The sequence below is a fragment of the Humibacillus sp. DSM 29435 genome (assembly GCF_001758225.1).
Lineage (GTDB): Bacteria > Actinomycetota > Actinomycetes > Actinomycetales > Dermatophilaceae > DSM-29435.
Genome location: NZ_MAST01000023.1, coordinates 13262 through 27826, shown reverse-complemented (window position 1 = coordinate 27826; position 14565 = coordinate 13262). Strand labels below are relative to the sequence as shown.

Annotated in this window: 11 protein-coding genes; 10 read left to right on the top strand and 1 reads right to left on the bottom strand. The window is 69.3% G+C overall.

Going from position 1 to position 14565, the window contains the following annotated elements; translation table 11 throughout:
* Positions 1-100: 100 nt before the first annotated feature.
* The 5 genes from BA895_RS13990 to BA895_RS13970 all read left to right on the top strand — a co-directional run bounded on the left by BA895_RS13990 (position 101) and on the right by BA895_RS13970 (position 8280).
* Positions 101-3841 (top strand): nitrate reductase subunit alpha, encoded by a 3741-nt coding sequence (locus tag BA895_RS13990; protein ID WP_070192518.1) that lies wholly within the window; start codon positions 101-103, stop codon positions 3839-3841.
* Positions 3841-5529, top strand: coding sequence for a nitrate reductase subunit beta (gene narH, locus BA895_RS13985; protein WP_070192517.1), 1689 nt, complete (start codon positions 3841-3843; stop codon positions 5527-5529). The genes BA895_RS13990 and narH overlap by 1 nt, the downstream gene beginning before the upstream one ends.
* Before the next feature lie 65 nt (positions 5530-5594).
* Entirely contained in the window at positions 5595-6224 is a 630-nt protein-coding gene (gene narJ / locus BA895_RS13980; protein WP_070192661.1) for a nitrate reductase molybdenum cofactor assembly chaperone, read from the top strand.
* Positions 6224-6976 (top strand): respiratory nitrate reductase subunit gamma, encoded by a 753-nt coding sequence (gene narI, locus BA895_RS13975; protein ID WP_070192516.1) that lies wholly within the window; start codon positions 6224-6226, stop codon positions 6974-6976. Before narJ ends, narI begins: the two co-directional genes overlap by 1 nt.
* Before the next feature lie 74 nt (positions 6977-7050).
* The gene (locus BA895_RS13970; RefSeq protein WP_083283381.1) at positions 7051-8280 is read left to right on the top strand and encodes an MFS transporter; all 1230 of its coding nucleotides are present in this window, start codon (positions 7051-7053) and stop codon (positions 8278-8280) included.
* Positions 8281-8640: 360 nt separating this feature from the next.
* Here the strand turns inward: BA895_RS13970 and BA895_RS13965 are convergent, their stop codons facing one another.
* Entirely contained in the window at positions 8641-9012 is a 372-nt protein-coding gene (locus BA895_RS13965; protein ID WP_070192514.1) for a YciI family protein, read from the bottom strand.
* A 189-nt stretch (positions 9013-9201) separates the two neighbouring features.
* Here BA895_RS13965 and BA895_RS13960 point away from each other — a divergent pair, with 189 nt between their 5' ends.
* The 5 genes from BA895_RS13960 (at position 9202) to BA895_RS13940 (ending at position 14287) form a co-directional block, all read left to right on the top strand.
* Positions 9202-9516: a hypothetical protein gene (locus BA895_RS13960; RefSeq protein WP_139142662.1), complete on the top strand. Its 315-nt coding sequence runs from the start codon at positions 9202-9204 to the stop codon at positions 9514-9516.
* Between the two features lie 109 nt (positions 9517-9625).
* A complete protein-coding gene (locus BA895_RS13955; protein ID WP_070192513.1) occupies positions 9626-10816 on the top strand; it encodes a polyprenyl synthetase family protein in 1191 nt (396 codons plus the stop codon).
* Entirely contained in the window at positions 10813-12360 is a 1548-nt protein-coding gene (gene crtI, locus BA895_RS13950) for a phytoene desaturase family protein (protein WP_070192512.1), read from the top strand. The genes BA895_RS13955 and crtI overlap by 4 nt, the downstream gene beginning before the upstream one ends.
* Positions 12357-13259, top strand: coding sequence for a phytoene/squalene synthase family protein (locus tag BA895_RS13945; protein ID WP_083283356.1), 903 nt, complete (start codon positions 12357-12359; stop codon positions 13257-13259). Before crtI ends, BA895_RS13945 begins: the two co-directional genes overlap by 4 nt.
* On the top strand, positions 13259-14287 hold the full coding sequence (locus tag BA895_RS13940; protein ID WP_070192511.1) for a DUF5914 domain-containing protein: 1029 nt from the start codon (positions 13259-13261) through the stop codon (positions 14285-14287). The genes BA895_RS13945 and BA895_RS13940 overlap by 1 nt, the downstream gene beginning before the upstream one ends.
* The last annotated feature ends 278 nt before the right edge of the window (positions 14288-14565 follow it).

The following is a 14565-nucleotide window of genomic DNA, read 5'->3' as shown; positions in this document are numbered from 1 at the left end:
GGTGCTCCTGACTAGCCATCTACTACGCCAGGTGGCAGTCTCAGGGTCATGCTCCCCGTGACGCTGGTGTCGGTCTGGTTCGCTTCGTCTCGGCGCCGCAATGTCTGACACGAGGCGCGAGAGCAAGGCGCCCGCGGAGATCGACGGTGCGGCGTCGAGCGCGTTGCTCAAGGCCGGTCGATTCTTCACCAAGTGGGACGAAACCTCCGACGGCAGAGCGGTGTTCCGTGAAGGTGGGCGCGCGGGCGACATCTTCTACCGTGACCGCTGGAGCCACGACAAGGTTGTCCGCTCGACCCACGGGGTCAACTGCACCGGGTCGTGCTCGTGGAAGGTGTACGTCAAGGACGGCATCATCACCTGGGAGACCCAGCAGACCGACTACCCCTCGGTGGGCCCGAACAGCCCGGAGTACGAGCCGCGCGGCTGTCCGCGCGGGGCCGCCTTCTCCTGGTACACCTACTCGCCGACGCGGGTGCGCTACCCCTACGTGCGCGGGGTACTGCTCGAGATGTACCGCGAGGCGAAGGCCCGGCTCGGTGACCCCGTGCTCGCGTGGGCCGAGATCACCGCCGACCCCGAACGCCGCCGCCGTTACCAGCAGGCCCGCGGCAAGGGCGGGCTGGTGCGGGCGTCGTGGGGCGAGGCCGTCGAGATCGCCGCGGCCGCACACGTGCACACGATCAAGACGTACGGCCCCGACCGGGTCTCCGGCTTCTCGCCCATCCCGGCCATGTCGATCGTGTCGCACTGCGTCGGAACGCGGTTCATCCAGCTCATCGGCGGAGTGATGACCTCCTTCTACGACTGGTACGCCGACCTTCCCGTCGCCAGCCCGCAGGTGTTCGGTGACCAGACTGACGTGCCCGAGTCGGGCGACTGGTGGGACTCGACCTACCTGATGATGTGGGGCTCCAACGTCCCCGTCACCCGAACCCCCGACGCGCACTGGATGACCGAGGTGCGCTACCGCGGAACCAAGGTCGTCTCGGTCAGCCCCGACTACGCCGACAACACGAAGTTCGCCGACGAGTGGATGCCGGCCCAGGCGGGTACCGACGCGGCGCTGGCGATGGCGATGGGCCACGTCACGCTCAAGGAGTTCTTCGTCGACCGCGAGGTGCCGTTCTTCACCGACTACATCCGCAGCTTCACCGACCTGCCCTTCCTGATCCGTCTTGAGCCGGCCGAGGGCGAGCACGCCGTCGCCGGGGCGATGGTGCCCGGCAAGTTCCTGATGGCCGCCGACCTCCCGGGGGCAGACGCCGCCGACGAGAATGCTTGGAAGACGGTGCTGCTCGACCAGAACACGGGCGAGCCGGTCGTCCCGAACGGGTCGATGGGCTTCCGCTACGCCGAGTCGGGAGTGGGTAAGTGGAACCTCGATCTCGAGGGGGTGACCCCTGCGCTGACCCTCGCCGGCGACCCGGCCCGCCCGGTCGAGGTGCTGCTGCCGGCCTTCGTCGAGACCGACGGCACGGGCTCGGTGCTGAGCAGGGGGGTGCCGGCGCGTGAGATCGGCGGTCACCTCGTCACCACCGTGTTCGACCTCATGCTCGCGCAGTACGGCGTCGGGCGAGAAGGGCTGCCGGGCGACTGGGCGAGCGGCTACGACGACCCCAGCACCCCGTACACGCCCGCCTGGCAGGCCGAGATCACCGGGGTCTCGGCCGAGCAGTGCATCCGCATCGCCCGCGAGTTCGCCACGAACAGCGAGGAGTCGCAGGGGCGCTCGATGATCATCATGGGCGCCGGCATCTGCCAGTGGTTCCACGGCGACGTCACGTATCGGGCCATCCTGAGCCTCCTCATGCTCACCGGCTGCATGGGCCGCAACGGCGGCGGCTGGGCGCACTACGTGGGCCAGGAGAAGTGTCGCCCGATCACGGGCTGGGTCTCGCTCGCCAACGCCCTCGACTGGCAGCGGCCGCCGCGCACGATGATCGGCACGGCCTACTGGTACATGCACACCGACCAGTGGCGCAACGACGGCTACTCGGCCGACTCCCTCAACTCGCCACTGGCGAAGGGGCACCTGGCCGGCAAGCACACGGCCGACACCATCGCGCAGTCCGCCCGGATGGGCTGGATGCCGTTCTACCCACAGTTCAGCGCCAACCCGCTCCAGATTGCCGAAGACGCCACGGCTGCGGTCGAGGCGGGGGAGGCCGCCAGTCCGGCGGCCTACGTGGCGAACGCCCTGCACGACGGCACCCTGACGCCTTCGATCGCCGACGTCGATGCCCCCGAGAACTGGCCCCGCACGCTCGTGCTGTGGCGCAGCAACCTGATGGGCAGCTCGGCCAAGGGCAACGAGTACTTCCTCAAGCACCTGCTCGGCACCCACTCGAACGTCATGGGCACCGAGAACCCGAACGCCCCCCGGCCGTCCGAGGTCGCCTGGCACGACGAGGCGCCCGAGGGCAAGCTCGACCTGCTCATGTCGGCCGACTTCCGAATGACCTCCACCACCCTGCTCAGCGACGTCGTGTTCCCAGCCGCGACCTGGTACGAGAAGCACGACCTCAGCTCGACCGACATGCACCCCTTCGTGCACGCCTTCACCCCGGCCATCGACCCCCCATGGGAGGCCAAGAGCGACTTCGAGATGTTCCACCTGCTCGCCGAGAAGTTCTCGTCGATGGCCAAGAAGCACCTCGGGGTGCGCAAAGACCTCGTCAGCGTGCCGATGCAGCACGACACCCCCGGCGAGACGGCCAACCCGGGTGGCCGGGTCGTCGACTGGCGCGACACGGGGCAACCGGGCACGCCCGGTAAGACGATGCCCGTCTTTCAGGTCGTCGAACGCGACTACACCGCCATTGCCGAGAAGCTTGCGGCCGTCGGACCGCTCGCCGACACCCTCGGGTTCACCGTCAAGAACGTCACCTACCGCGTCGAGGCCGAAAGCGCTCGGCTCTCGGAGAAGAACGGGGTCATGCTCGGGGGCGCGGCCGACGGCAGACCGGCCATCGACACCGACTCGAAGATGGCCGAGGCGATCCTCACCTACTCGGGAACCACGAACGGACATCTGGCCAAGCAGGGCTTCGAGACCCTCGAGAAGCGGGTGGGCAAGCGGCTCGCCGACCTCGCCGAAGGGTCGGAGGAGAAGCACATCACTTTCGCCGACACCCAGGCGGCGCCGATGGCCGTCATCACCTCGCCCGAGTGGTCAGGCTCTGAGACCGGGGGGCGGCGTTACTCACCGTTCACGGTCAACATCGAGCGGCTCAAGCCGTTCCACACCCTGACCGGCCGCATGCACTTCTACCTCGACCACGACTGGATGCTCGACATGGGGGAGGGGCTGCCGATCTACCGACCGCCCCTTGACATGCACCGCCTGTTCGGCGAGCCCAAGCTCGGCCCCGATGGCAGCAAGCAGATCACCGTGCGCTACCTGACGCCGCACTCGAAGTGGTCGATCCACTCGGAGTACCAGGACAACCTGCTCATGCTCTCCCTCTCCCGGGGTGGAGTGGGCGTCTGGATGAGCCCACAGGATGCCGCGGCCATCGACGTCGCCGACAACGAGTGGGTCGAGTGCGTCAACGCCAACGGCGTGCTCGTCGGTCGAGCCATCGTCAGCCCCCGGATGCCGGAGGGCGTGGTCTACGTGCACCACGCGCAGGAGCGCACCATCGACGTGCCGAAGTCGGAGGCCACTGGTCGGCGTGGTGGCATCCACAACTCCGTGACGCGTCTGCTCGTCAAGCCGAGCCACCTCATCGGCGGCTACGCGCAGCTGTCGTACGCCTTCAACTACCTGGGGCCGACCGGCAACCAGCGCGACATCATCTCGACCGTTCGCAAGCGCTCACAGGAGGTGACCTACTGATGCGAGTCATGGCCCAGATGGGCATGGTGATGAACCTCGACAAGTGCATCGGGTGCCACACCTGCTCGGTGACCTGCAAGCAGGCGTGGACGAACCGGGCCGGCACCGAGTACGTCTGGTTCAACAACGTCGAGACGCGGCCCGGTCAGGGCTACCCGCGACGCTACGAGGACCAGGCGACCTGGAAGGGCGGCTGGGAGCTCGGCAAGCGGGGAAACCTCAAGCTCAAGGCCGGCGGCCGCGTGCAGAAGCTGTTCGGCATCTTCGCCAGCCCGGTCATGCCCAAGCTCGCCGACTACTACGAGCCGTGGACCTACGACTACCAGACCCTCATCACCGCGCCGCTCGGTGACGACTTCCCGGTGGCCCGGCCCAAGTCGCTCATCACCGGCGAGAACACCAAGATCACGTGGTCGGCCAACTGGGACGACAACCTCGGCGGGGCCAGCGAGATGGGCGAGCTCGACCCGATCGTGGAGAAGCTCAACAACTCGGTGCGGCGCGAGTCGGAGGAGAAGGTCAAGTTCGAGCTCGAGAAGACCTTCATGTTCTACCTCCCACGCATCTGTGAGCACTGCCTCAACCCCTCCTGCGTGGCGTCGTGCCCCTCGGGTGCGATCTACAAGCGTGAGGAAGACGGCATCGTGCTCGTCGACCAGGACCGCTGCCGGGGCTGGCGCCAGTGCATCACCGGCTGCCCCTACAAGAAGATCTACTTCAACCACAAGAGCGGCAAGGCCGAGAAGTGCACCTTCTGCTACCCCCGCATCGAGGTCGGCCTGCCGACGGTCTGCTCCGAGACCTGCGTCGGGCGGCTGCGCTACCTCGGGCTGTTCCTCTACGACGCCGACCGGGTCACCGAGGCGGCCACCACCCCTGACGAGCAGGACCTCTACGAGGCTCAGCTCGACCTGCTGCTTGACCCCAACGACCCGGAGGTCAAGGCGGCGGCGAAGGCGAACGGCATCCCCGACGACTGGATGGACGCGGCCCGGCGCTCACCGGTCTACGCTCTCGCCAAGACCTACCGCGTGGCGTTGCCACTGCACCCGGAGTACCGCACGATGCCGATGGTCTGGTACGTGCCGCCGCTCTCGCCCATCGTCGACGTGCTGGCGAACCAGGGCCACGACGCGGAGAGCCGCGAGACCCTCTTCGGCGCCATCGACGCCCTGCGCATCCCGGTCGACTACCTGGCCGAGCTGTTCACGGCCGGCGACACCGACGTCATCACTGGCGTGCTGCAGAAGCTGGCGGCGATGCGGGCCTACATGCGCGACGTCTCGCTGGGTCGCGATGGCGACCCGTCTATCCCCGAGTCCGTCGGGATGAGCGAGGAGACGCTCTACGAGATGTACCGGCTGATGGCGATCGCGAAGTACTCCGACCGCTACGTCATCCCGACCGCCCACGTCGAGCGGGCGCACGAGCTGGAGGAGATCGGCTGCTCCCTCGACTTCGACGAGGGCCCGGGCATGTACGAGTCGGGCCCCTTCGGCGAGGCGAGCGGCAAACCGGCCCCGGTGGCCGTCGAGACGTTCAACGCGCTGAAACGACGACAGACATCCGACACGGCAATGACCACCGACTCCGGCGGCGAGCTGCAGGGGCGGGTCAACCTGCTCAACTGGGACGGCAACGGCGCACCGCCCGGGCTCTTCCCCAGCGGCAAGGGGCAAGGGTCGTGATCAACCTTCGTCGGGGCGCGCGAGCCGGTCGCGACTCGGCTCGCCGTCGGTCTTCGGATGACCGCGTGGTGCACCAGGTCGCCTCGTGGTGCCTCGACTACCCCGACACCGGGCTCATCGAACGGCTGCCGACGATGACGAGCGCCCTGGCAGAGCAACACGACTCGGCCCCGGCGCGGATGATGCTGCCGTTGCTGGAGCATCTCGCCTCGCGGCCGCTCGACGAGCTGCAGCGCAGCTTCGTCGACACCTTCGACCTCAGTCGCAAGCACGCCCTCTACCTTTCCTACTGGACCGACGGCGACACCCGTCGGCGCGGGGAGGTGCTCGGCCGGTTCAAGTCGGCCTACCGCGCCAGCGGCTTTCTCGTCGACACCCACGGCGAGCTGCCCGACTACCTCCCGATGGTGCTGGAGTTCGCGGCCTGCGCCGATCCGGTCGCCGGTGCGGCGCTGCTTCAGGAGTACCGGGCGAGTCTCGAGCTGCTGCGCATCGCGCTCGACGAGGCGAGGAGCCCGTATGCCGCTGTGGTCACGGCCGTGTGTGCCACCCTGCCGGGCGAGTCACCGGCCGATCGGGCAGCCGTCATGGTGATGGTCGGCATGAGCGGGCCACCCACCGAGACCGTCGGCCTCGACCCGTACGACCCGCGGCTGCTGCCACTGCAACCGGTCGCCGCAGCAGGAGGTCAGTGATGGACGCCTTTCTCTGGGGCGTGCTGCCCTACCTGTGCATCGCCAGCCTCGTCGGCGGCACGGTCTGGCGCTACCGCTACGACAAGTTCGGCTGGACCACCCGCTCCTCGCAGCTCTACGAGTCGCGGCTGCTGCGCATCGGGTCTCCGCTCTTCCACTTCGGCATCCTGCTCGTCTTCTTCGGACACGTGGGCGGGCTCGTCATCCCCGAGTCATGGACCGAGGCGGTGGGAGTCAGCGAGGGGCTCTACCACTTCAACGCGCTGCTCTTCGGCGGTATCGCCGGGCTCTGCACGCTGGCCGGCATCCTCATCCTCGTGTACCGCCGACGCACCACCGGGCCGGTGTTCATGGCGACCACCAAGAACGACAAGCTCATGTACGTACTGCTCATCGCGGCCATCGTGCTCGGGCTATGGACGACGCTCGTCAGCGTCGGTGCCGGAAGCGAGGCGCACAACTACCGCGAGACCGTCTCGCCCTGGTTCCGCTCGGTGTTCCTGCTGAGCCCCGACGTGGCCTCGATGGCCGCGGCGCCGATCCAGTTCCACATCCACGCGCTGGTCGGCATGGGCCTGTTCGCCCTGTGGCCGTTCACGCGGCTGGTGCACGCCTTCACCGCTCCGCTGCACTACCTGTTCCGCCCGTACATCGTCTACCGCAGCCGTGACCGTGAGGGCTCCTCGGGTTCACGGTCGGGGCGGCCGGGCTGGAGCGGCGTCGGTACCACCGACCGCGACCGGCAACGCTGACCCCGCCTGCTGCCCGTCTCATCCCCTTGCACGGCCCGACACATCGACGACCCGCCCACAGCGCAGGAGACATGATGAGCCGATCGACCGCCACCCCGGGTTCGGTAGCCCCCGACCTGACCGGCCAGGGCAAGAACCTGGCTCTGGCCACCTGGGCTTTCGCGATCACGTTCTGGGCCTGGAACCTGATCGGCCCGCTGGGCGTGCGCTACACGGAGGAGATGTCGCTCGGGGGCACCCAGAAGGCGCTGCTCGTCGCGACCCCGGTGCTCGTCGGGTCGGTGGGCCGCATCCCGGTCGGGGCCATGACCGACCGCTACGGCGGCCGGTTGATGTTCCCCCTGCTCACCTTGGTCACGGTGCCGTTCGTGCTGCTGCTCGCCGTCGCGGGCAACGCGAAGTCGTTCCCGATGATGATCCTCGTCGGGTTCTTCCTCGGCATTGCCGGCACCACGTTCGCGGTCGGCATCCCCTTCGCGAACTCCTGGTACCAGGCGAACCGGCGCGGATTCGCGACGGGCATCTTCGGGGCCGGAATGGGTGGCACCGCGCTGTCATCGGCGTTCACGCCCCGGTTCGTCGGCTGGTTCGGCTACACGATGACCCACGTCATCATCGCCGTGGCCCTGGTCGCCACGGCTGCTCTCTGCTGGACGGCCATGCGCAACTCGCCGACATGGTCGCCCAACACCGACCCCGTCATGCCCAAGCTGAAGGCCGCCATCGCGCTACCGGTGACCTGGCAGATGTCGCTGCTGTACGCCGTGGCGTTCGGTGGCTTCGTGGCCTTCTCGACCTACCTGCCGACCTACCTCAAGGACGTCTACACCTTCGACCTCACGTCGGCGGGCACCCGAACGGCGGGTTTCGCCATCGCAGCGGTCGTAGCCCGACCCCTCGGGGGCGTGCTCTCCGACCGCATCGGGCCCCGCACCGTGATGGGCATCTCGCTGCTCGGAACGGCGGTGCTGGCGATCGCGGTGGCCTTTGAACCGCCGCTCGAGGTCCCCGCCGGTATCACCTTCGTGGTGCTGGCCTTCTTCCTCGGCCTCGGCACCGGCGGCGTGTTCGCCTGGGTGGCACGGCAGGCTCCGCCCGAGCGCGTCGGTACCGTGACCGGTCTCGTCGGTGCCGCCGGCGGCCTCGGTGGCTACTTCCCACCGCTCGTGATGGGCGCCACCTACGAGATCCTGCTGCCGGGCTACGGCGTGGGCCTGACCCTGTTGTCGATCGTGGCCCTGGCCGCGCTGGCCTTCACCTACCTCGGCATCAAGACGGGCCGGGCCGAGCGGGTCCCCGCCTGACCAAACCGCCGCCACCCCACCCCCACCTCGACGAGCCCCAACCACCCCGCTTGCGCGTCGCGCCGCGCGTCGCGCAGGTGGTGTCGTGAATCCGACCTCTTTTGCGCGTCGCGCCGCGCGTCGCGCAGGTGGTGTCGTGAATCCGACCTCTTTTGCGCGTCGCGCCGCGCGTCGCGCAGGTGGTGTCGTGAATCCGACCTCTTTTGCGCGTCGCGCCGCGCGTCGCGCAGGTGGTGTCGTGAATCCGACCTCTTTTGCGCGTCGCGCCGCGCGTCGCGCAGGTGGTGTCGTGAATCCGACCTTTTTTGCGCGTCGCGCCGCGCGTCGCGCAAAAAGTGTGAGCGGGGAGGGGGCCAGAGCTCACATGAGCGACCGCAGCTCGATCGTCTCGCCCGGACCGACGAACTGCGCGACGATCTCGTGGGCGCGCTCGGGGCTCGCGACGTCGACGATGAAGAAGCCCGCGAAGTGCTCCTTGGTCTCGGAGTAGGGCCCGTCGGTCGCCACTGTCTGGCCCGACTGCGAACGGTAGAGCCGAGCCTCGGACGGGTCGCCGAGCGCTTGACCGCCGACGAGCTCGCCACGCTCGGACAGCTCGGTCAGCAGCTGCTCGAAACCGGCGTTGTTGGCGTCGCGCTGCGCTTGCGGCAGGTCACGGGTCTCGGCCAGGAAGTCACCGGTGGGGTGACCCCACGGCTGCGGGTTGGAGTGGATGAGGATGACGTACTTCATGGCGGTGCTCCTCCGGTTGGAATGGGGCGGCCGTTCGGCCCGTGCAGGGGTGACGTCGATGCCAACTTCTCGTTCTCGACATCCAAGCGGTCCCGGTTCAACCGGGCGAGCCCAGGGCCCGTCACCCGCACGGGTGAAACCCGACTTTCCGCACGCAGCACACCGGTCAGCGACGCCGACGGCTTCTCCGTGACCTTCGGTGGGTTCCGCTTCACCGTCGTCATCTACGCGGCAGTCCAGAGCGTGGCGGCCCCGTTCCTGACGAAGCTGGCTGACAGCCACGCTCGGGTGCTGCTCGGGGGAATGGGGCTCGTCTCGACGTTCGTGGCGCTGCTGGCGACAAGCCTGCTTGGATCCTCGCTGAAGGTCGCGGGTGGGGTCAGAACGTGGGTGCTCGCCACCCTCATCGTGTGGCTCGTGACAGCCATCGCGACCCTCCTGCTGCCGGTCGCTCTCGTCAAGGCGGGCGTGCGGTCGGCCCGCGAACGACGCAGCTCCACCTGAATCGACCCGCGGCTCGAGGCGCCCGCGCGTGCCTCGAGTGAGACTTGCGCAGAACTGGGGCAAGATGGGTACATCAGTAGCGGCGGGGTCCGCCACGTAGAGGAGCACCGTGAGCCCGGAGGAACAGACAGACCTAACCCTGCACCAGGGAGCACGCCTGAAACTTCGCGAACACCACCTCCAGGGTGCCGATGCGGGTCGGTACCTCGGTGAGGTGGCCGTGGCGCTCGACCCTCGGGTCGACGCCGAGCGAACGATGGCTGGAATCGACGAGATGCTCCGATCCGTCTGCGAAGATATTGCAGCCGGGTGGTTCGACCGCGCCCCCGAGCCGGTCGACGTGCTGAGCGACGAGCTTCCGGCGACGCTGCTCAGCTGGCTGCTCCCGGCCGGAGGCAAGCGGCTGCGTCCTTTGATGTGCCACTGGGGCTGGGTGGCCTCCCACGGGCCCGCACGCGGTGGTGGCCATGACGAGATGGTGCGCGCCGGTGCTGCCCTCGAGCTGCTGCACCTGTTCGCGCTCGTGCACGACGACGTGATGGACCGTGGCGACTCGCGACGCGGTCGCCCGACTCCGCACGTCGACGCCGCCAAGGCCCACGCCGACCAGGGCGCCCTCGGCGACTCGGTGCTCTTCGGCGACAGCGTGGCCATTCTGCTCGGAGACCTGGCCCTGTCGGAGGCGTCGGTGCTCATCGCGGGGGCGCCTGCGTCGCTGCAGCACCTGTGGCGCGAGATGCTGCGCGAGCTCGTGCACGGCCAGCTGCTCGACGTCACGGCGGCGGCCGCCCGTCGGCGCGACATCGGCCACGCCCGACGCGTCGCCCGGCTCAAGTCGGGTGCCTACACGATCCAGCGCCCGTTGCTGCTCGGGGCCCTTGCGGCCGGCGCCGACCCCTGCACACTCACGGCGCTGACCGACTACGGCGAGCACCTGGGGGAGGCCTTCGCCCTGCGCGACGACATGCTCGGCGTCTGGGGCGACCCGGCCGCGACCGGCAAACCGGTCGGCGACGACCTGCTGGCCTCGAAGGCGACCGTGCTGCTCGCGGAGGCCAGGCGGCTGCTACCACCCGAGGTGAGCGAACGCTACCTCGGGGCGTCGGCGCAGATCACCCCCGACGACGTGCCCGTGCTGCAGCAGCTGATGGTCGAGGCCGGGGTGCGCGAGGAGGTCGAGCGCCGCATCGCGCACGAGCTGGATGCTGCCCTGGCCCAGCTCGACGAGGCCGACCTGCACCCACTCGGGGTCGAGAACCTCACCGCCCTCGCCCACGCCACTGCCTGGAGAAACTCATGAGCGTCGTTGTTATCGGGGCGGGCCTCTCAGGCCTGTCCGCTGCCTGCCATCTCATCGGACAGGGCCACGAGGTGACGGTGGTCGAGCGCCACCACACGGCCGGTGGCCGCGGTCTGCGGCTGCACCAGGACGGGTTCACCTTCGACACCGGCCCCACGGTCATGACGATGCCTGACCTGGTCAACGACGCCCTCCGCGCCATCGGCACCTCGATCGGCGACGTGCTGCCGATGCGGCTGCTCGACCCGGCCTACCGGGCCTGCTACAGCGACGGCAGCCAGATCATGGTGCGGCACGGCGTCGAGGCGATGCGGCAGGAGATCTCCGACACCTGCGGCAGCGTCGACGCTGCGGCCTTTGTCGACTTCGCCGCCTGGCTGCGCCAGCTCTACCGCGTCGAGATGCCGCACTTCATCGACGCGAACTTCGACTCGCCGCTCGACCTGCTCGGCTCGCCCGGCGCCGCCGCGAAGCTGGTTCGCCTCGGCGGCTTCCGGCGCCTCGGCCCGGTCATCCGCGACTGGTTCGAGGACGAGCGGCTGCACCGGCTCTTCTCGTTCCAGGCCCTCTACGCCGGGCTGTCGCCCGAGAAGGCGCTCGCGCTCTACGCGGTCATCACCTACATGGACTCCATCGAGGGCGTCTGGTTCCCCGAGGGCGGCATGGATGCCGTGCCCGCCGCGATGGCGGCGGCCGTGGCCAAGGCGGGGGCTGAGGTTCGGTACAACGCCACCGTCGACCGGTTCGCGCTCGACCGCCGGGGCGCTGTGGCGGGGGTGGTGCTGGAGGATGGTGAGCAGATCCGGGCGGATGCCGTGGTGTGCACCCTCGACCTGCCCACCGCCTACGACAAGCTGCTGCCGCAGCTCAAGGCCCCGCGGCTGGTGCGCTCGGGCAGCTACTCGCCCTCGGCTGTCGTGTGGCACGTCGGGGCCAAGGGCCAGCCGGCGCCGGGCACGAGCCACCACAACATCCACTTCGGCGACGACTGGAACGGCAGCTTCCGGGCTCTCATCGACGACAAGACGCTGATGCCCGACCCGTCGCGGCTCGTCACGGTGCCGACCCTGACCGACCCGACGCTCGCCCCCTCCGGTGACTCGGTGATGTACGTGCTCGAGCCGGTGCCCAACCTGTCGAGCTCGATCGACTGGGCCAAGGAGCGGGGCCCGATGAAGGAGCGGCTGCACGGTTTCCTGGAGCGCAACGGCTACCCGACCGAGGTCGTCAGCGAGGAGTTCGTGACCCCGGTGGAGTGGCAGCAGATGGGGATGCACGAGGGCACGCCGTTCGCGCTGGCCCACACCTTCTTGCAGACCGGCCCCTTCCGCCCGGCCAACGTCGAGAAGCGCGTGCCGGGCCTGGTGTTTGCCGGCTCGGGCACGGTGCCCGGTGTCGGGGTGCCGATGGTGCTGATCAGCGGCAAGCTGGCGGCCCAGCGGGTCAGCTCGTACCTGCCCGCGACGGGCAAGGCGCTCGCCGCCGGTACGAACGGCAGCAAGCTCAGCGGCATCCGTCGGCTGACGAAGGCGGGGCGCTCGTGACAGCGATCTCGACCGCGTCGGCAGCCCAGCTCGAGGAAGGGTACAAGCGCTGTGCCCGCATCACCCGCGAGCACGGCACGACCTACTACTGGGGCACGCTGCTGCTGCCGCCCGAACGACGCCGCCACGTCTACGCCGTGTACGCGCTGTGCCGGCTGGCCGATGACATCGTCGACGCTCCCGGGGCCACGGGGCCTGATCACGTCACCCGCACCACGGCGGCGCTGCACGAGTTCGCCGACCAGTTCCGACGAGTGGCGCAGGGTGAGCCCACCGACGACCCCGTCATTGCTGCCGTCGGTCACAGCGTGCGCTCGTGCGAGATCCCCGACGAGTGCTTCGAGCGCTTCTTCGGCGCGATGGCCCAGGACCTCACCCAGACCACCTACGAGACCTGGGACGACCTGCTCGGCTACATGGACGGCTCGGCCGCCGTCATCGGCGAGATGATGCTGCCGGTGCTGCGACCGAAGTCGTCGGCGGCCTTCGAACCGGCGCAGGCGCTCGGCCTGGCCTTCCAGCTGACCAACTTCCTGCGCGACATCGGCGAAGATCTCGAACGTGGGCGGGTCTACGTGCCTCAGGAGGACCTGCGCCGCTTCGGGGCCGACCCCTGGGCGCGCACCGTGACGCGCGAGTGGCGTGAGCTGATGCGCTTTCAGCTCGAGCGCAACCGCGAGCTCTACCACCGCGCCGATGCCGGCATCGCGCTGCTGCCCACCTCGTCGGCCCGCTGCGTCGCGACCGCCCGCACGCTCTACGCCCGCATTCTCGAGCTCATCGAGGAGAACGACTTCGACGTGTTCAGCACGAGGGCTCGGGTTCCCACGTGGCGCAAGGCCGCGGTGAGCTCGCGCATCCTCGTGGCCGGCCCACCCCGCACGAAAGTGATGATCTGATGACCACCTTGCGCACCACGCCCGACGCCGCCCCGATCGGACGGCCGGCCGGGCGCCCCGTCAACCCCTTGCGGCGGATGCCGGCCGAGCCGCGTGACCACCTGGCCGGCACGTGGCGGCAGGCCCGTCCGGCCCGTATTCGCAAGGCGTTCGAGGTCGCCCAGGGTCGCGACCCCGGCGGTTGGCACGTCGTCGGCGGCTCGCCTGACCTCGGGTTGACGCGGTCGGTGACGCGCACCGTCATGGGCCGCGAGGTCGTGCTGTGGCGCGGCGAGAACGGCGTGCTTCAGGCCGGGCCAGGTGCGTGCCCGCACCTGGGGGCGCTGCTGGAGGACTGCGAGGTCATGCACGGTCAGGTCTACTGCCGCTGGCACGGGCTGGCCCTGAGCGAAGGGGTGCGCCGCGACTGGCTCACCTTCCCGGCCCACGACGACGGCGTGCTGCTCTGGGTGCGGCTGCCGACCGAGGGGGAGTCGCTCGGCGACCTCCCGGTGATCACGTCGCGCCCGCCGATGCACCAGTCGTTCGCCACCGTCATCACCTTGCGGGGCCGGTGCGAGCCGCAGGACATCATCGCCAACCGCCTCGACCCCTGGCACGGCACCTGGTACCACCCCTACGCCTTCAGCGACCTCACCGTCGATGACTCCGCTTCGAGTGACGAGGTGCTGACCGTCGACGTCGCCTTCCGCGTGTCGAAGCGCTGGGGCGTGCCGGTGCGGGCCGAGTTCACCTGCCCCGACGCGCGCACCATCGTCATGACGATCATGGACGGTGAGGGCGCGGGTAGCGTCGTCGAGACCCACGCCACCGCCCTCGGCACTGACGACCAGGGCAAGCCGGTCACGGTGATGACCGAGGCCACGATCGCGCACTCGCCCCGCAAGGGCTTCCAGGTCGCCCGGGCCGTGGCCGGGCTGATCCGCCCGGCGGTCGCCGCGACCCAGAGGCAGCTGTGGGTCGACGACATGGCCTACGCCGAGCGGCGCTGGCTGCTGCGCGACCGCGGTGAGGTCTACGGCGCCTGACCCGGCGTCCGGCCGGTTGTGCGTCTGGCACCCGCCTGGCTTCTCGGGTGCCAACCGCACAGCAGGTTGTGCGTCTGGCACCGGTTCGGCGTCGCAGGTGTCAACCGCGCACCGTCTGCTCGTAGCCACGCGGAGGCGCCGAACGCGCGTCTGGCAGCGAGTGTGGCTGCCCGGTTGATCAAAGCTCTCTCAAGGGGGCAGAGCGGGCTTCCGATGACGACCGCTGGTGGACCCGGCGGCCGGCGCCCTGCGACCGCGACCGCCACCTTGTCCTCGCA

Bases quoted from the DNA above. Each gene is read 5' to 3' on its own strand.
- BA895_RS13990 (WP_070192518.1), top strand. From the start codon at position 101: ATGTCTGACACGAGGCGCGAGAGCAAGGCGCCCGCGGAGATCGACGGT.
- narH (WP_070192517.1), top strand. From the start codon at position 3,841: ATGCGAGTCATGGCCCAGATGGGCATGGTGATGAACCTCGACAAGTGC.
- narI (WP_070192516.1), top strand. From the start codon at position 6,224: ATGGACGCCTTTCTCTGGGGCGTGCTGCCCTACCTGTGCATCGCCAGC.
- BA895_RS13970 (WP_083283381.1), top strand. From the start codon at position 7,051: ATGAGCCGATCGACCGCCACCCCGGGTTCGGTAGCCCCCGACCTGACC.
- BA895_RS13965 (WP_070192514.1), bottom strand. From the start codon at position 9,012: ATGAAGTACGTCATCCTCATCCACTCCAACCCGCAGCCGTGGGGTCAC.
- crtI (WP_070192512.1), top strand. From the start codon at position 10,813: ATGAGCGTCGTTGTTATCGGGGCGGGCCTCTCAGGCCTGTCCGCTGCC.
- BA895_RS13940 (WP_070192511.1), top strand. From the start codon at position 13,259: ATGACCACCTTGCGCACCACGCCCGACGCCGCCCCGATCGGACGGCCG.